At 62.9% G+C, this 16,257-nt stretch carries 17 protein-coding genes; 10 read left to right on the forward strand and 7 right to left on the reverse strand.

Annotated features, from left to right (window positions below):
* Nucleotides 1-2 precede the first annotated feature (2 nt).
* The 3 genes from B9A19_RS04505 to B9A19_RS04515 are packed head-to-tail and all read left to right on the forward strand — an operon-like array spanning nucleotide 3 to nucleotide 1,244.
* Nucleotides 3-344 carry a hypothetical protein gene (locus tag B9A19_RS04505; RefSeq protein WP_139798653.1) on the forward strand — a complete coding sequence of 114 codons (342 nt, stop codon included), beginning with the start codon at nucleotides 3-5 and terminating at the stop codon, nucleotides 342-344.
* A 38-nt stretch (nucleotides 345-382) separates the two neighbouring features.
* Nucleotides 383-871, forward strand: coding sequence for a hypothetical protein (locus tag B9A19_RS04510; RefSeq protein WP_139798654.1), 489 nt, complete (start codon nucleotides 383-385; stop codon nucleotides 869-871).
* Between the two features lie 34 nt (nucleotides 872-905).
* Nucleotides 906-1,244: a hypothetical protein gene (locus B9A19_RS04515; protein WP_139798655.1), complete on the forward strand. Its 339-nt coding sequence runs from the start codon at nucleotides 906-908 to the stop codon at nucleotides 1,242-1,244.
* On the opposite strand, the gene B9A19_RS04520 is transcribed toward B9A19_RS04515, so the two are convergent.
* Entirely contained in the window at nucleotides 1,241-1,693 is a 453-nt protein-coding gene (locus B9A19_RS04520) for a WapI family immunity protein (RefSeq protein WP_084089350.1), read from the reverse strand. The two genes, B9A19_RS04515 and B9A19_RS04520, sit on opposite strands and share 4 nt — an antisense overlap.
* Before the next feature lie 207 nt (nucleotides 1,694-1,900).
* Here B9A19_RS04520 and B9A19_RS04525 point away from each other — a divergent pair, with 207 nt between their 5' ends.
* Together B9A19_RS04525 and B9A19_RS04530 are read left to right on the forward strand one after the other, a co-directional pair.
* Nucleotides 1,901-2,506: a TetR family transcriptional regulator C-terminal domain-containing protein gene (locus B9A19_RS04525; RefSeq protein WP_084089351.1), complete on the forward strand. Its 606-nt coding sequence runs from the start codon at nucleotides 1,901-1,903 to the stop codon at nucleotides 2,504-2,506.
* Nucleotides 2,490-3,380, forward strand: coding sequence for a haloalkane dehalogenase (locus B9A19_RS04530; RefSeq protein ID WP_084089352.1), 891 nt, complete (start codon nucleotides 2,490-2,492; stop codon nucleotides 3,378-3,380). Before B9A19_RS04525 ends, B9A19_RS04530 begins: the two co-directional genes overlap by 17 nt.
* Before the next feature lie 112 nt (nucleotides 3,381-3,492).
* Here the strand turns inward: B9A19_RS04530 and B9A19_RS04535 are convergent, their stop codons facing one another.
* The 5 genes from B9A19_RS04535 to B9A19_RS04555 all read right to left on the reverse strand — a co-directional run bounded on the left by B9A19_RS04535 (nucleotide 3,493) and on the right by B9A19_RS04555 (nucleotide 9,607).
* Nucleotides 3,493-4,326, reverse strand: a complete 834-nt coding sequence (locus B9A19_RS04535) for a DUF8616 domain-containing protein (RefSeq protein ID WP_084089353.1) — start codon at nucleotides 4,324-4,326, stop codon at nucleotides 3,493-3,495.
* Nucleotides 4,323-4,883, reverse strand: coding sequence for a GNAT family N-acetyltransferase (locus tag B9A19_RS04540; protein ID WP_084089354.1), 561 nt, complete (start codon nucleotides 4,881-4,883; stop codon nucleotides 4,323-4,325). Before B9A19_RS04540 ends, B9A19_RS04535 begins: the two co-directional genes overlap by 4 nt.
* Nucleotides 4,880-5,452: a DUF6817 domain-containing protein gene (locus B9A19_RS04545; RefSeq protein ID WP_084089355.1), complete on the reverse strand. Its 573-nt coding sequence runs from the start codon at nucleotides 5,450-5,452 to the stop codon at nucleotides 4,880-4,882. The genes B9A19_RS04540 and B9A19_RS04545 overlap by 4 nt, the downstream gene beginning before the upstream one ends.
* Before the next feature lie 47 nt (nucleotides 5,453-5,499).
* Nucleotides 5,500-8,229 carry a M16 family metallopeptidase gene (locus B9A19_RS04550; protein WP_176216771.1) on the reverse strand — a complete coding sequence of 910 codons (2,730 nt, stop codon included), beginning with the start codon at nucleotides 8,227-8,229 and terminating at the stop codon, nucleotides 5,500-5,502.
* A 334-nt stretch (nucleotides 8,230-8,563) separates the two neighbouring features.
* A complete protein-coding gene (locus B9A19_RS04555; RefSeq protein ID WP_084089357.1) occupies nucleotides 8,564-9,607 on the reverse strand; it encodes an alginate lyase family protein in 1,044 nt (347 codons plus the stop codon).
* A 179-nt stretch (nucleotides 9,608-9,786) separates the two neighbouring features.
* Here B9A19_RS04555 and B9A19_RS04560 point away from each other — a divergent pair, with 179 nt between their 5' ends.
* Entirely contained in the window at nucleotides 9,787-10,464 is a 678-nt protein-coding gene (locus B9A19_RS04560; RefSeq protein ID WP_139798656.1) for a hypothetical protein, read from the forward strand.
* A gap of 114 nt (nucleotides 10,465-10,578) precedes the next feature.
* Here the strand turns inward: B9A19_RS04560 and B9A19_RS04565 are convergent, their stop codons facing one another.
* Nucleotides 10,579-11,037 (reverse strand): GNAT family N-acetyltransferase, encoded by a 459-nt coding sequence (locus tag B9A19_RS04565; RefSeq protein ID WP_084089359.1) that lies wholly within the window; start codon nucleotides 11,035-11,037, stop codon nucleotides 10,579-10,581.
* 186 nt (nucleotides 11,038-11,223) lie between these two features.
* Between B9A19_RS04565 and B9A19_RS04570 the strand changes: the two genes are divergently transcribed.
* The 4 genes from B9A19_RS04570 to B9A19_RS04585 all read left to right on the forward strand — a co-directional run bounded on the left by B9A19_RS04570 (nucleotide 11,224) and on the right by B9A19_RS04585 (nucleotide 16,257).
* The gene (locus tag B9A19_RS04570) at nucleotides 11,224-11,679 is read left to right on the forward strand and encodes a MarR family winged helix-turn-helix transcriptional regulator (protein WP_084089360.1); all 456 of its coding nucleotides are present in this window, start codon (nucleotides 11,224-11,226) and stop codon (nucleotides 11,677-11,679) included.
* Nucleotides 11,680-11,683: 4 nt separating this feature from the next.
* Nucleotides 11,684-12,256 carry an isochorismatase family protein gene (locus B9A19_RS04575; RefSeq protein ID WP_084089361.1) on the forward strand — a complete coding sequence of 191 codons (573 nt, stop codon included), beginning with the start codon at nucleotides 11,684-11,686 and terminating at the stop codon, nucleotides 12,254-12,256.
* A 15-nt stretch (nucleotides 12,257-12,271) separates the two neighbouring features.
* Nucleotides 12,272-13,495, forward strand: a complete 1,224-nt coding sequence (locus B9A19_RS04580) for an MFS transporter (protein WP_084089363.1) — start codon at nucleotides 12,272-12,274, stop codon at nucleotides 13,493-13,495.
* Between the two features lie 260 nt (nucleotides 13,496-13,755).
* A complete protein-coding gene (locus B9A19_RS04585) occupies nucleotides 13,756-16,257 on the forward strand; it encodes a two-component system response regulator (protein WP_084089365.1) in 2,502 nt (833 codons plus the stop codon).

Below are 16,257 nucleotides of genomic sequence, written 5' to 3' on the forward strand. Positions count from 1 at the left end.
TGATGACGTGGAAACTGAACGGCGTCCGCAGCTACCGCATCAGTGGAATGCTATTGCTGCTGATCGTGGCCTTCTTTGCAGTGCGGATGGGTAGACTGTCTTGTACACCGGGGTACGGCGTTCCACTTGCTTTGCTGTTTTGTGCTTCGGCAACTCTGCTGCATCTGATCTGGTTCTGGCGGCTGCCCAGACCATGGTTGCGCATGGCATTGTCATTGGGGCTGCTGTTCATTGTTTACGACGCAGGCGTGGTTGCGGGGCTGGCGATGCTCGACACGAGTAGCCTGGCGGAATGGCTGGAACAGTTCCTGCACTTGCTGCAGGGTGGGGCATTCGGGTGTTGAATAGACAGGCGATGAGATTCCGATGGGGCTTGGGCTCCTTGCTCGCAGTGTTCATGTTGCTCGCGGGCATGCAGGCACAGGCTGGATCGGGTGCCGAGCGCACCCTGCAGCGGCGGGTGGACGGTCTGATAGCTGCGTTCAGCGATGGCATGGCGGTGAGTTATCCGGAGTTTCGTTCCATCCACTACGGCAAGGTGTTCGAGTCGCCGCGTGATGCGGTGGTGCTGTTCAGCATCGAGGGCTTTGGTGGCGGCAATTACCACGCGGAGTATCTGGCCTTGTTTGCTGCCGTACCGCCTGATCGCTTTGAGGGCCGGGCGACGCAGCCCTATCGATTGGTTGCGGTGAGCAAGATCGGTGGGCGGGGCTGGCGGACGTTTGATTCGCGCAAGCTGGTGATCGCGCCGGGATCGGTGCGCTTGGCGGGGCAGGCGTGGGGGGACAAGGACCCAGGCTGCTGTCCGTCTTTGCCGCTGCAGGTGATGTTCCGGGTGGAGGATGAGCGGATTGTGGAGGGGGTGAAATAGCGTGGCCGCCGTTATGTGCAGCAGACCGCCTTTTTTGGAGATCGATTTTTTCCGGCCTGACGATGATGAAGCTGATGCCTTCCTGTGCATCCCTTTGCGGGTAGATACGCGTTGGCAGGAGGTGGACTGGCATTCAGTCAGTCTTGACGCGCTGAAGAGCATGAGCCGGCCGGACTGGATTGAGGTGCCATTGCCTAATCAGGAGGTTTTGCAGCTGCGGGTTCATCTGCAGGAAGGTGAAGACCAAGTTATTATTTTTGTGCAGCTTTGGCTGCAGCCTATGTTTCTGGTCTTCATTACGCACCTTGGGCGGAGCGACTGTTGGATTGAGTGGATATCCAGCAATTCAGAGTGGGTAAGTGCTGAAAATTAGTCCGGAGTGCTGCGCACCGGAAATCGTCGCAGGATGGCGGCCGCAGCAATGGCGAGATCGGCAGGTGGGTTGAGGGCGAGCGGCAGCAGCAGTGTGAGGCCATCGTAGCGTTCCTCACCGCTGAGCCATGGCGGGGCGCATTCGTGGGCAAGGGTAAGGACGATGGCAGGTTCGGGCTGGCTGGTCAGCGCGAAGTCAAGGCAGGGCTCCCAGAAGCCGAGACCATCGTCATCGCCGCCTGGCTGCAGGGTGCTTAGCCACTTGGCCAGCGTGGCCAGTTCGGCGTTGGTCAGGCAAGGGTCGCGGAATTGCCAGTGGCCCAGCGGGTGCCGGATGTTGCCACGGATTTGCAGCCAGCGGTCATCGTCGCAAACGAAGCGACTGAAGGGAAACTGGTAGCCATCGACATCCAGTTGTACCTCGATATCTGCTGCGTACAGGCTAAGCATTGGGTGGGTCTGATGGGGTGTCGGGCCTTACTTTAGCGCTTGGTCTGCAGACCACCAAGTGCGCGTGTTTCGCACTCGATTGGCAGTCCCGGGGTTCCTTGGCATTTTTCGGGCATTGTCGATTCGCTTGTTTCCGTGGGCGATTTGCATTGCAAAATAATACGTACGTACGTATTATTTTGAGCAAGACAACACGGAGCCCATCTCATGGCCAAGCCCTCATTGCGTGAACCCTTGCTGCAGGCCGGTCTGCAGGTGATGTTTCACGATGGCTATGTTGGCGCCAGCGTGCGCGATATCACCGTGGCGGCGGGTGCGCCGCTGGGGTCGTTTACCAATCATTTCAGCTCCAAGGAGGCATTCGCCGCCGAGGTGCTGGCACGTTACTTCGACTATGTGAAGGGGTTGGTGCGCCAGGCGCTGGACGATGCCAGCCTGCCGCCGCGCGATCGTCTGCGGCGCTATCTGGACCTGATTACCGACAAGCTGGCGGCCGACGGCTGCACGCGCGGCTGCCTGATTGGCGACTTCAGCCTGGAAACGCCCGGCCACAGCGCGCTGCTGCGTGAACAACTGGCCGGCATCTTTGGCGAATGGCGCGATCTGTTTGCCCGCTGCATTGCTGATGCGCAAGCCGCCGGCGAGATTGCCACCGACTTCCCGCCCGACGAGCTGGCCGAGTTCCTGTTGGCCAGCTGGCAGGGCGCCATCCTGCGCATGAAGGTGGAGCGCAGCACCGCTGCGCTCGAGCGCTTCAAGCGCATTGCTTTCGCAACCGTCTTCTCGGGAGGACAGCATGAACGCACCGCATGAATTGCAGTTCGAGCACAGCCTGCAACGCGCCACGGTATTGGGCGCCGATATGGCATATCGTGATCTGGGCAAGGCGGATGGGCCGGTGGTGCTGTTTTTGCATGGCAACCCGACTTCGTCTTATATCTGGCGCAACATCATCCCGCATGTGGCGCCCCAGGCACGTTGCATCGCGCCCGATCTGATCGGCTACGGCCAATCCGGCAAACCGGATATCGATTACCGCTTTGCCGACCACGTGCGCTACCTCGATGCGCTGCTCGATACCCTGGGTATTCGTGACTGCTTTATCGTTGCGCAGGACTGGGGTACGGCGCTGGCCTTTCACCATGCGGCGCGTTTCCCCGAGCGCATGCGCGGGCTGGCCTTCATGGAATTCATCCGCCCGTTTGCGCGCTGGGCGGATTTTCATCAGCGCGACAGCGCGCGCGAGGCCTTCCGCAAGTTCCGTACGCCGGGCGAGGGCGAGGCGATGATCATGGAACACAATGTCTTCATCGAACGCATCGTGCCCGCCGCCATCATGCGTACTTTGAGTGATGCGGAGATGAACGCCTACCGCGCGCCATTCCCAACGCCGGCCAGCCGCAAGCCGATCTGGCGCTTGCCCAACGAGCTGCCCATCGAAGGCCAGCCGGCCGATGTGCACGCGCTGCTGACCGAGGCGCATGCCGCGCTGGCGGCATCGACCTATCCCAAGCTGCTGTTTGCCGGCACGCCGGGGGCGCTGGTTTCGCCGGAATACGCTGCGCAGTTTGCTGCAGGCCTGCAGCATTGCGAGCTGGTGCAACTGGGCGCTGGCGCGCACTACCTGCAGGAAGACCATGCCGATGCCATCGGGCAACGCTTGGCGCACTGGCTGGCGCAGGCCTGAACGCAAGAGGGGTGGCTAATCCGGTGTAACGATGCGGGCAAGGCAGGCAATACGCTGCAAAACCATGGTTGCATGGCAAGTGAGCGTAGCGCTGCCTGCTGGCGCGCGGCGTCTAGTGTCCTGCATCGAGCGACGCCAGCTTGGCCTTCGCCTTGGCATCGCCCAGTTTGGCGGCCTGGCGCAGCAAGGTGCGGGCTTTGGCGGTGTCATGAAATTCGCCGGCTTCCAGATGCATCAGTGCAGCGTTGTAGGCGGCGACCGGGTTGCCGAGTACGGCACTGGCCTCGAATGTCTGCAGCGCCCGCGCCGGGCACAGGGTCAGCATGTCGTGCCCGACGCCGCTACGCATCAGCCCGCCGGCATCACCCTCTTTGACGAAACGCTCTTCCAGCGCTGCCGGCCAGCCGGCGGCCAGCGAGGCCATGACCTTGTCGCCCCTGGCCAGCATGTAGGCGCCGCCATCGCGCAGGGTGAACGCCTGGTGCGTGGTGCTGACGCTGCCATCCTTGGCAAACCAGACAAAGCCATCCTGACCGCTGACCGGCATGCCCTTGAGTGCGGCGGAGAGCTGCTGCGCCAGCGATTTGCTGTCGGGGGTGGGGGCGATGCCGCTCCAGGATGACAGCAGCGTGACATGCTTGATCTGGCTGCCCTGCTGGCGCACCAGTGCGGCCAGTTCGGCCATGTCGATGATGTGGTAATCAGGGTCATACACATGCCAGGGGCTGCCGTGCAGGGCGATCACCAGTTCGTCGTCGGCATCGTCCTTGCGTGCGTGGGTATATTGATACACGGCGTCGCTGGCGGGGATGCAGTCCGTACTTTGCTTGTCGCAGCGCTTGACGCTGACCGAGCCTTGCAACTTCAGCGCCACGTTGCAATTGGCCTGCACAAGCTGGCTGGCGGCGAGCAGTGCAAACAACGGGGCGATGGTGCTGATCTTCATGCTTCGAATCCTGTATGCGTGGGCCGCTGTGGGTGGGCGGGCATTGCCGGACTGCCTGCCAGCAGCAGGTTGGGGTAGTGCTGGCCACCCAGCAGGAAGTCGTATTCCCCGATCTGCTGCAGGCCGTTGCGCTGGTAGAAGGTGATTGCGCGCGCGTTGGCGGCGTTGACACTGAGCCAGAGTGGCGTAGCGCTGTGTTGCCCCGCCTGTGTGCTGGCCAGCAGCAACAATTGCCGGCCGATACCACGCCCGCTGGCGTGCTTGAGTATATAGAGTGTTTGCAGCTCGACCGGCAAATCAGGCGCGGCGCGACAGGGGCTGGCCGTGTGCAGCTGGGCGTAGCCGAGCAAGTGATCCTCCTGCATGGCCACGGTCAGCAGCTGCTGCGGATCGGCCAGCCGTTCGATGAAGCGTGGCGCTGCAAAGGTATCGTGCAGATAAGCTGCGATGGCGGGGCTGATGCCGCTGCTGGCATAGGTGTGCAGCCACACCTGGCAGGCCAGGGCAGAGAGCATGGTGGCATCGCTGGCCCGGGCTGCGCGCAGGGTGAGGGTCATGCCGGGACTGCTGCGGCATGGGGGGCGAACACGCGGCTGGTTTCGGCGCGGGCGGTTGCGCTCAGCCACGGGGCCATGTGCTGGAACAGTGCGTGCAGCTCGCTGCCGTATTGCTGCAGGAAGGTTTTGCTGTGCAGGGCGATCTCGGTCTCGTTGGCGGCGGTCAGCTCGCACAACGCGGCAATCTGCCAGTCGGACAGGCGCCGCTCGCTATCGCTGAAGCGATCGGGCAAACGCGACTGCGCAGGCGTGCCCAGACGCGGGTAGTACAGGGCGCGGTTGCAGGCACAGTAGAGATAGACCAGCGCTTCGGCCCCGGTGCCGATCAGGTCGGCAATGGCATTGCGCAGGCTCAGTGGCGCCAGTGCCTCGCCATAGCCCGCGGTGCCATAGGCTGCGTGGAACAGACCGGCCTGCACCAGGGTAGTGTCGGCACCCCATGCATGCAGCAGGCTGGCCGTGCCGTGCAGGTGCTCGGCCAGCGAACCGTTCAGGTGGATGAATTCGCCCGCGCCCAGTGCTTGCAAGGCAGCGAACTGGCTGGCATGGTGTGCCTGGTTCAATGACATGTTCAATCTCGCGATGAAGGGGGCGGCCTGCAGGCAGCCCCCGTGGATCAGGGGTTGGCGACCAGCGACTTCAGACCATCCTCGCCCCAGAAGGGCTGGCAGCCGCCGACGGCGAGGTAGCTGTGGTCGAGGGTGAACAGGCGCTGGGCAAGTTGCTGCAGTGCCGGGCGGGTCAGGATGGCATCCAGGTCAGGCAGGCCCTCTGGCGGGCCGTATTGCCATACACGGCCCAGGCTGGCGGCATAGGCCGCCGGGTTGTGCGGCCAATCCGCACGCCACTTGGCCAGCAACTCGTGGGCAGCTTTCAGTTCTGCGTCGCTTGGGCCTTCCTCGCTCAAGGTACGCGTGGTGGCCAGTACCGTGCGTGCCATGGTTGCGCACTGATCGGTCGGGCCAGTGTAACCCAGGCGGATGAGTATGCCACGGCTGTCACCACCATCGGCATTGCTCCACACGCCATAGCTCTGGCCGCTGTTGAAGCGCAGCAGTGGTTGCAGGCGCTGGCGCAAAATGTCGGCCAGCGCGGAGTTCTGCCAGCGCTCGGCCAGCGTGGGAGGCTGCGGGCTGATAAAGCGCCAGAAGGAATTGCCCTCAGCATCCGAGTTGAATACCCCTGTGTGGCGATCAGCAAGTGCCAGCTGCTGTAGTGGCAGCAGGGCGGGGCGCTGCGCATCGGCGCTGGAGGATGCCAGATAGCGCGCTACCAATTGCCGGATTGCCTGTGCATCGGCAACGCCGGTAATCACGACCTTGAGTGCAGCCGGGTTGCCATACAGCGCGCGATGCACCTTGACGATGTCTGCGGCCTGCAGGGCATTGAGCTCGGCATCATGCCGGTATGCCCATGGCCAGGCCGGGCCATAGGCCTGCAGATCGGGCCAGTCATTGCGTTTGCCCTCCAGCGCCGTTCGTACGCTGGCCAGTGCCGTGTTGCGCGCCTGCTCGTCCTCGGGCAGGCCCTGCAAGCCCAGATGGATCAGCTGCAGCAAGGTCTCAATATCCTGCGGGCTGCTACTGCCCTGAGCAAAGTACTGATCTACGCCCAGCATCAGATTCAGCTGCACGGATTTGCCATTCAGGGCATCGCGCAATTGCTGCAGGCTCAGTTTGCCCATGCCGACGCTGCTGATGTAGCTCTCGTAGGCGAGGCCAGCCAGCTGCAGCGATGCTGGCAAGGCATGCAGGCCGCCGGTGCCGTGGATGGCGATGCCGATCTGTTCGTTCGGCACCAATTGCTTGCGCCATTGCACCTGCATGCCGTTGCTCAGGGTCCAGATTCCGCCATCTTTCAGCGGCGTGCTGCTCACGACCTTGCCCGGTTGCGGCAGGGCATCCAGTAGTTGGATTTGCTTGAACTGCTGCTGGCCGTCATCGAGCACCAGCTTGGCTACCTTGGTCTGAATGGCCGCAATGTCGCTGTCGGTCACCGTGCCAAAGCCATCAGCTTTATCGTTGGGCGAACGCAGCGCCGCAGCTAGTTGCGGGCGCTGGCGCAGGGTTTCATCCAGTGTTTTCTGCAGTTTTTCCGGGGTCAGATCAGGCAGGTATTGCTTGAGGCGCACCAAGGCCTCGGTCGGCGTATCTGCAAGACCGCCATCACTGGCGACGGTGGCCAGCCAGTTGGCGCGATCAGCTTGCAGCAAGGGTTGGCTGGCCGCTTGTTCATACCGTTGCAGGACGGCTTTGCGCGCAAAATCGGCTTCGCTGTCCGAGAAACCGTTGCGCCGGGCGCGTTCCAGCTCGGTATACAGTTCTTCCAGCGCAGCCAGTGTCTTGCCAGGCTTGGGATCTGCGTACAGCTCGCTATATTGCGCGTGCGGGATCATGGTTTCCCATGACCATTGCGGATTGGTGAAATTGTCCGAGCTGCGCAGTTGCAGACGGTGTTGCAGGATGCTCATGATGGCGAAGTACTGATGATCACGCCGGCGGCCGTCATCGGTGGTGACGCCATCCCAGTATTCCACCCAACCCCAGATCACGCGCGATTTGGGCAAGCTGCGTAGCAGATAGTTGGTGTACAGACCGGTGCCCTGCATGGGTTTGGCGGTAACCCATGGGGCGGGTACCGGCCCGGCGGGAGTGGTCGCAAACTGCTGATGCAACAATTGCTCGGTTTTGCTTGCGTCCACATCACCGACCACGATGACGGTCATGCGTGGCGCCACGTAGTTGCGGCGGTAGAAGGCAGCGATGCGTTCCAGCGGCAAGGTCTTGAGCACCTTTTCCTCGCCAATGGGCATACGACTGCTGTAGTCCCGCTCTGGATAGAAAACATCTGCCGCGTCGCGATAAAAACGCATATCGTCGCTGCGCAGGCGCATTTCATCCAGCACCACTTGCCGTTCCAGCTTGAGTTCGGCCGGGTCGAACTCGATGCCGCCGGCCCAGTCGGCCATCAGCTGCAGGCCGCGCGGCACGGCATCGTTGCCGATGGTCATGCGATAGGACGTCGTTTCCCAGCCGGTCCAGGCGTTGCTGTCGTTACCCCAGCGCATGCCCTGGCCGTCGAAAAACTTGCCGATTTCGCCCGGACCGAAGTGCTTGCTGCGGCGAAAGGCCATGTGCTCCAGCAGGTGGGCGATGCCTTGTTCGTCGTCCAGCTCGTCGCGCGAGCCGGCCTTGACCACCAGCCGCAGCTCGGCGCGCCCGGCGGTGCTGGCATTGTGTTCGATCACGTAGTTCAGCCCGTTATCGAGCTGGCCCTTGCGCACTTCGTCTGCCTGCGCCAGACCGGCACAGAGCAGCAGCGCGGCAACCCAGTATTTCTGCAGCATTCGAGCTCCTGTAAACAAACCGCACTTGCACTGTGCGCAAGGGCAGGTTGGGTTACGAATGCTAAGCATTTGTATGGGGTTTGCAACGGGATTTTTGTAATTTGCTTACTTTTTTATTTCTTCTTTATACAGTTTTCAGGGCGGGGCGATTGGGGATGTACCGAGGCAGGTGCCGGCGGTGCGCTCGCACCGTCGACGTGCGCAGCCTGCGAACTCTGGCGCTGCGGGGGCCGTCATGCCGCGGTGCTGCGGCTTTTGCCAGGGCGGGTTGCTGGCGGTGCCGGGTGCTAGCGCGCCACAGGCTGCCTGATCGTTGCTACGGACAACCGATGGCTCAGCTCATCCAGCACGCTACCTGCCACGGCGGCGGGCTGCCCAGGCTGGCGGCGATGCTGGCGTAGCGCGGGTCGAGCAGGGCGGCCAGCCAGTACAGGTTGCGCGCCGAGTGCGGGTCCCACGCGCCGGTAAAGCCTGGCAGTTTGGCATCGCGCCGTTCCAGATCGAACTTCACCGTGGTGCGCAGGTATTCCTGGTGCACGATATCGCCGCGCGTGTAGGGCAGCAGCCAGTCCAGCGCGCTGGCCAGCGTGGCACCTTGCGCGGTGGGCAGGCGCAGCCAGTCTTCGCCACGCGTACGGGCGGCGAGCGCGGCGCGCAGCAACGGTTCCAGATCGTAGGTGACGTAGTGCAGCGCATCGCGCTCGTAGTAATCGAGCACCGAGCCATCGTCATGCAGGTTTTGCTGCAACTGCTGGCGGAATAGCCGCTTGGCCTCGGCCAGCATGGCCGGGTCATCCAGCAGCACCGCCGTCAGCGTCACCAGCTTGATGCGGTGGCTCTGCCAGTTGTTGATCCACGTGCCCTTGCCGCCATTGGCGCGCATCTGTGCGATATAGCCTTGCGCCATATTGCGGAAGAAATTGTCCAGCACCGATTGCGTGTCCATGCCGAAGCGCTCGCGGCTGATGGCCCAGGCGTCGATATAGGCATCGAAATCAGTTTCGTCGATGGGGTTGAAACTGGGCTGGTAGAGATTGGCCCAGGCGCGCAGCAGTTTTTCCAGCTGATCGAGCGCTGCGCCGTCCTCGGCATGCAGGCGCACATACAGCGCCAGATTGCGCATGCGCGGAAAATCCTGCTTGGCCGCCACGCTCTGATCGTAAATACCCTGATGCGGCAAGGTGCCCTCGGTATGCAGCCTTGGCTGCGCACGCGGCTGGTCATCGCGATGCGTGTTCACCTCGCTGGCCAGGCTGGCCGCCAGCTTGTTGCCCACATTGGGCAGCGCCGGACACCAGCGGCCATCGGCAGCGTGGGCGAGGGTGGTCAGGGCGAGCAGGGTGGTGGCGAGGGCGAGGCGGGGCAAGAGATGAGGCATGGGTGCGGCCAAGCGTGATGATGGACTATGCGTTTAACGCGTGGCTCGCTTGCTGGGTTGAAAGGGGCGAGGTAACGGTATGTTGTGCGCCCGCAGGAGAATTGCCGTCATGCCCGGCTTGGCAAGGCTGAAATCGTGCATGCTAAGCTAGAGTCCATTGATTCGTGATGGGTTCCCAGATGTCCTTGCTGGCTCGCTTGTTTCGTAAACAGAGGCATATTGATCCATTTGCTGGCTTTGTTTTGCCCCAGCAATGGATATTTGTTAAACGTGAAGAAAATACTGCGCTCTACAGAAACGAATGCGGCGATTATCTCTCGTTGAACTATTTTGGCTTGGTTCCGGATATCGCTGCAAACTTGACGGATTTGACTGCGCTACGTGGATTCTATCGAGAGAAAACAACTGATGTCGGCATGGCCATGCTGGAAGTGGATGTGGCCGAGGTCGCCGGCATTCAAACTGCCCGTACCCTGCTGAAAGGAAGAATGCAGCCGCGTGGCTTTGCATTTCTGGGCAGTTTCACATTCCCGTTTGCCGATTGTTCGTACGTGGTCAAAGTGCAATGCACAGAAGGAAACCCGACGGGCATGCGCGAGTCGATGGTGATGATACAGCTGCCTGAGCTGCCCCAAGCGGATGAAGCTACCGGCAAGCTGATCGGTTGGGAACGAGACCCCTACGACGTAAACTATCGTGGCGACTTCATGGCCAATCTGGCTGACGACGCGCAATATGATGCGCAGTTTGCTGATCATCCGCTCAGCAGAGCGCGCAGGTATCTGGCGGAGCTGCAGAATGAATTGAAGGTTCCTGATTCATTTCACGGATTTTCTGCCTTTGAATATGGATTTTGACAAATTCATTGTGTTGAATTGGAATGGGTGCATGAAGTAATACATGCATCGGCTTTGAACTGCGTTTCTGCCAGATATTATTCGGCCAAATCAATATGCAATCAGGTATCGGCGTCATGCCAGGCTGCGGGTCATGAACACGCTGAAGCCATTGTCGCGGTAATCGCCAAATGGCCCGCTGCGCTCAAAGCCATTGCGTTGGTAGAGGGCGATGGCGGGCTGGAAGGCGGGGGCGGAGCCAGTTTCCAGGCTGAGCCGTTGCAGGCCGCTGGTGCGGGCGTGCCGGATGACGGTATCGAGCAGCGCTTGTGCCACGCCACGGCGCAGATGGGGGCTGGCGGTGCGCATGGATTTGATTTCGCCGTGGCGGGCGTCCAGCGTTTTGAGTGCGCCGCAGCCCAGCAGTGCATCGCCGTCCCACGCGGTCCAGAAGGTGATGGCTGGCGCGCGCAGCGCGGCCAGATCAAGCGCGTAGACGGCGCCGGGTGGCGAATTGGCCTGCATGCCGGCCAGATGCTCGCGCAGCAGCGCGTGCACGGCGGGGTGGCTCAGGTCATCGGTGCGGATTTCCATATCACTTCCTGTTCTGGCGTGGCGCTACGGTAAGCCAATCACGGCTTACCGGCAATGCAAGCGCAGCTTCGATTCTGCAGGCAGCGACTACCTAAGGGTTTTGTCCCATTGTTTACTGTGCCTTCGCACGTCAATATACGAAGGCAAACTTTGTAGTTTGCCTTTCAATTCCACGAGGTCGCCGGCGTGCCGCAGCCCATTTCCGATGACGAAGCCCAGGCCCACGCGCTGGCCACCGAGTTGCGCCAGCTGGTGGGGCAATACCTGCGCCGGCTGCGCGAGGCTGCGCACCCCGGCGAGTTCACTCACTCGCAAAAGCTGGTGCTGACGCGGCTGGAGCGCGATGGCCCGGCCTCGGTGACCGAGCTGGCACGCGCCGAGGGCGTGCGTTCGCAATCGATGGGGGCGACCGTGGCTGCGCTGCAGGCCGCCGGGCTGGTGGCCGGCACGGCCGACCCGGCTGACGGGCGGCGCACCATCTGGTCGCTGACGCCCGAGTGCCTGACCTGGCTGGCGTCGGCCCGTGCGGCACGCGAGGACTGGCTGTTCCAGCGCATCCGCAGCCAGCTGGCGCCGGATGAACAACAACAGCTTGGCGCGGCCATTGCGCTGCTGCGCCGCTTGCTGCCACCCCAGGAGTAGCACCATGGCCTTTACCCAACTCGATCCCCATACCGCACTGTTGCTGATTGATTTGCAGCACGGCGTGGTGGCCTTGCCCGTCGTGCATGATGCGGGCGAAATCGTGCAGCGTGGCGCGGCACTGGCGGCGGCCTTCCGCGTGCAGGGCTTGCCGGTGGTGCTGGTCAACGTGGCAGGCGCCGCGCCCGGCCGCACCGAGCAGGCCCGCCCGACAGGCGAGCGGCCGGCCAACTGGGCCGAGCTGGTGCCAGAGCTCGCTGTGCAGCCGCAAGACCTGCGCATCACCAAGCGCACCTGGGGCGCCTTCTTCCATACCGATCTGCACCAGCAGCTGCAGGCGCTGGGCATCACGCAGCTGGTGCTGGCGGGCATTGCCACCAGCATCGGCGTGGAATCGACCGCGCGGCAGGCGTTCGAGCTGGGTTATCACGTCAGCGTGGTGACCGATGCGGTGACGGACATGCATGCCGATGCGCATCACAACAGCATTACGCGCATCTTCCCCCGCCTGGGCGAGACGGGCAGCACCGCAGACCTGCTGGCCTTGCTGGCGGCCCGTCAGCCAGCCGGGCGATAGGCAGGGGCGGGGCCGATGCGGGCGCTATTCAGATCATTGGCGGGCCACAACTACCGGCTGTGGGCGGCGGGCGCCATCGTGTCCAATATCGGCACCTGGATGCAGCGCACCGCGCAGGACTGGCTGGTGCTCACCCAGCTGACCCACCACAACGTGACCGCGGTGGGGGTGGTGACCGCGCTGCAGTTTGCGCCGCAACTGCTGCTGTTGCCGCTGACCGGGCTGGCGGCCGACAAGCTCAACCGCCGCCGCATGCTGTTCCTTACCCAGGCCGCCATGGGGCTGCTGGCGCTGGTGCTGGGCCTGCTGACCGTGTTCGGCGCGGTGCACCTGTGGCATGTCTATGCGTGCGGGCTGCTGCTGGGCTGCGTGGTGGCGTTTGATTCGCCCATCCGCCAGACTTTCGTGTCCGAGCTGGTGGGCGAGGCCGAGCTGGGCAATGCGGTAGCGCTCAATTCCACCTCGTTCAATATCGCGCGCATGATCGGCCCGGCGGTGGCGGGCGTGCTGGCGGCCAGCGTGAGCTGCGGCTGGGTGTTCTTGATCAATGCAGCCTCGTTTGCCGCCGTGCTGCTGTCGCTGCGTTATCTGCGGCTGGATGAGCTGCACACGGGGGATCGCGCCCGTGCTGGCAACAGCGGGCTGCTGGATGGTTTCCGCTATATCTGGGGGCGGGCCGATCTGAAGGTGCTGCTGTTCATGCTGGGCGTGATGGGCATGTTCGGCCTCAACTTCCCGATTTTCATTTCGGCCATGGCGGTCAAGGTGTTCCATGCCGATGCCGATCGCTATGGACTGCTGACCTCGATGCTGGCCGTCGGTTCGGTGCTGGGTGCGCTGTTTGCCGCCAGTCGTGCGCGGCTGCGGGCCGGTATGCTGTTCATCTCCGCCGCGCTGTGCGGTGTCGGCTTTACGCTGGCGGCGCTGATGGGCAACTACTGGTTGTATGGCCTGATGCTGGTGCTGATCGGTGCCACCGCGCAGATCATCACCACCGGCGCCAATGCGCTGATCCAGGGCAGCACCGACCCGGCCATGCGCGGCCGCGTGGTGGCCATCTTGTTTGCCGTGGCCTTTGGCGGTACGCCCATCGGGGCGCCCATCGTCGGCTGGGTAGCCGATCAGTTCGGCCCGCGCTGGGCCATGGGCGTAGGGGCGGCGGCGGGCTTTGCCGGGGCGCTGGTGGGGGCGGTCTGGCTGCTGTGGCGCCGTCCATCCAGCCCGTCCGACGCCCGGTAGCGTCTGCCGGCACCCGATAAGGGTCGCTGGGGGCGTAACGCGCGGCAATGCCGGCCTGCAGCAAGGCGGCAGGTGAAATGCTGCTCACACCGCATTTTCCTTTCTGCTGCTTTGCGCAAAAAACCGTCTGCAATTTCGGCTGGCTGTCTTAATATCAGGGAATGATGGCATGTCCAGTCGGGCCATGCGCCCGGCCCTGCCCGGTTGTCTTTCGCGTACTGCCTGTGGCTCGATTGCAGGCCGGCGTACGAGAGGATGCAATGTTCAATGGACCGTTGATACAAGCCCCGGTCATCCTGATCGTCGATGATAACGCCAGCAATATCCATGTGCTGCGCGAAGCCGTGCGGGGCTTGGGTGAAGTGCTGTTTGCGATGGATGGCGACAGCGCGCTGCAGATCATCCGCGCGCGCAAGCCGGATCTGGTGCTGCTCGATATCGAAATGCCGGGCATGAATGGCTATGACGTGTGCCGCAGCGTCAAGGCTGATCCGCAGATCAGCGATATCCCCATCATCTTTGTCACCGCGCACGATCAGCTGGAGCACGAGCTGCATGCGCTGACCGAGGGCGGGGTCGATTTCCTGCAAAAACCGCTCAATGTGCCGGTGGCACGGGCGCGGGTGAATACCCAGCTGGCGCTGCGCCAGCGTACGCGCGAGCTGGCGCATGCCCGGCGCGATCTGGCCGATGTGGTGGAAAACCTGCCGGCCTTCATCGCCTATTGGGACATGCGCTTGCGCAATTGCTATTGCAACGACACGCATGGGCGCTGGTTCGGCATTCCCGCGCGCGAGATGCTGGGCATGCAGCTGCGTGACGTACTGGGCCCGCACAATTATTTCGCGGTTGACCGGCATATTGATGAAGTCCAGCAGGGCATGAGCCCGTCGTTCGATCTGGCCCTGCTGCGCGATAACGGCGATACGCTGTTCGGGCAGGCGTCGCTGGTATGCCGCGTCGGGCACGAAGGGGCCGACGGCGTGGATGGCTTTTTGCTGCTGATCACCGACGTTACCGAGCGCAAGCGCGCCGAAGTGGCCTTGTTTGACGAGAAGGAGCGCATCCGCGTCACGCTCAATTCGATCGGCGATGCGGTGATCGCTACCGATGCCCTGGGCATCGTGAGCTTCCTGAACCCGATTGCCGAGAGCATGACGGGCTGGAGCGGGAGCGAGGCGGTCGGCCAGCCCATCGAAGCCGTCATGCCGCTGTTCGACAGCGCGCACAACCACCCGGTGCAGAACCCGGTGCGGCTGGCGCTGCGCGAGAAGCGCATCGTCGGCATGGCGCTCAATTGCGCGCTGCGCGCGCGCGACGGGCGGCAGATCGAGGTGGAGGACTCTGCCGCGCCGATCCGCGATCACGACAATCACATCACCGGCGCCATCATCGTCTTCCACGACGTGAGCGAAGCCCGCGCGATGGCGATCAAGATGACCCATCTGGCGCACCACGATGCGCTGACCAACCTGCCCAACCGCATGTTGTGGCAGGACCGGGCCGAGCAGGCGCTGCAGACGGCCCATCGCACCGGTGGGCGCGTCGGCATGATTTTGCTGGATCTCGATCACTTCAAGACCATCAATGACTCGCTGGGCCATTCGGTGGGCGATCAGATCCTGCAGGAGATCTCGCGCCGCCTCAAGGCCGCACTGCGCGCCACCGACACGGTCAGCCGGCAGGGCGGCGACGAATTTCTGGTGCTGCTGCCCGATCTGCCCGATGTGGCCCAGGTCGAGGAAGTGGCGCGCAAGCTGCAGCGCACCTGCGCCGACCCCATTCTGCTGCAGGGCGAGCGCTTCACCCTGTCCATCAGCCAGGGCATCAGCATCTACCCGGATGACTGCAGCGATCAGGAATCGCTCTACCGCCATGCCGACGTTGCGATGTATCGCGCCAAGCAGGAAGGGCGCAACCGCTACCAGTTCTTTTCCGCCGATATCGAGGAAAAACTGCTGGCCAAGCAGCTGCTGGAACGCCATATGCGCGAGGCGCTGGAAAAAGGGCGCTACGAGGTGTTCTACCAGCCCAAGGTCAATGCCGAGACCGGCATCATCGTCGGCGCCGAGGCCCTGGTGCGCTGGCGCAATACCGACGGCGAGCTGGTGCCGCCGATCCGCTTCATTCCGCTGGCCGAGGAAACCGGCCTGATCGTGCCGATCGGCGAGATGGTGCTGCGCCAGGCTTGCGATCATGCGCGCTTCTGGGCCGAGCAGGGCAGCCCCATCGTGGTGAGCGTCAATATTTCCGCCCAGCAGTTCGAGGTGGAAAGCTTTGCCGACATCGTGGCCGCCGTGCTGGCGCAGACTGGCGTGGAGCCGCAACAGATCGAGCTGGAAATCACCGAGGGCGTGCTGGCCAAGGATCAGGTGCAGGCGCGCAATACGTTGATTGCGCTCAGGCAGATCGGTGTCGGCATCGCGGTGGACGACTTTGGCACCGGCTATTCCAGCCTTGCCTATCTCAAGCGCTTTCCCATCAATGTGCTCAAGATCGATCAGGGCTTCGTGCGCGACATGCTGACCGATGCCAGCGACGCCGCCATCATTACCGCCATCATCCATCTTGCGCACAGCCTGCACCTTGATCTGGTGGCAGAAGGGGTGGAGGAAGAGGAACAGGCGCGCCGCCTGCTGGCACAAGGGTGCAAGGTGATGCAGGGCTACCTGTATTCGCAGCCCGTGCCCTTTTTGCAGATGTCGCATTTGCTGGTTTCCGGCCTTGGTGCCAGCGCATCCCCCAGCCAGGCCGACGCATAG

The organism is Andreprevotia lacus DSM 23236, from assembly GCF_900176275.1.
Taxonomy (GTDB): Bacteria; Pseudomonadota; Gammaproteobacteria; order Burkholderiales; family Chitinibacteraceae; genus Andreprevotia; species Andreprevotia lacus.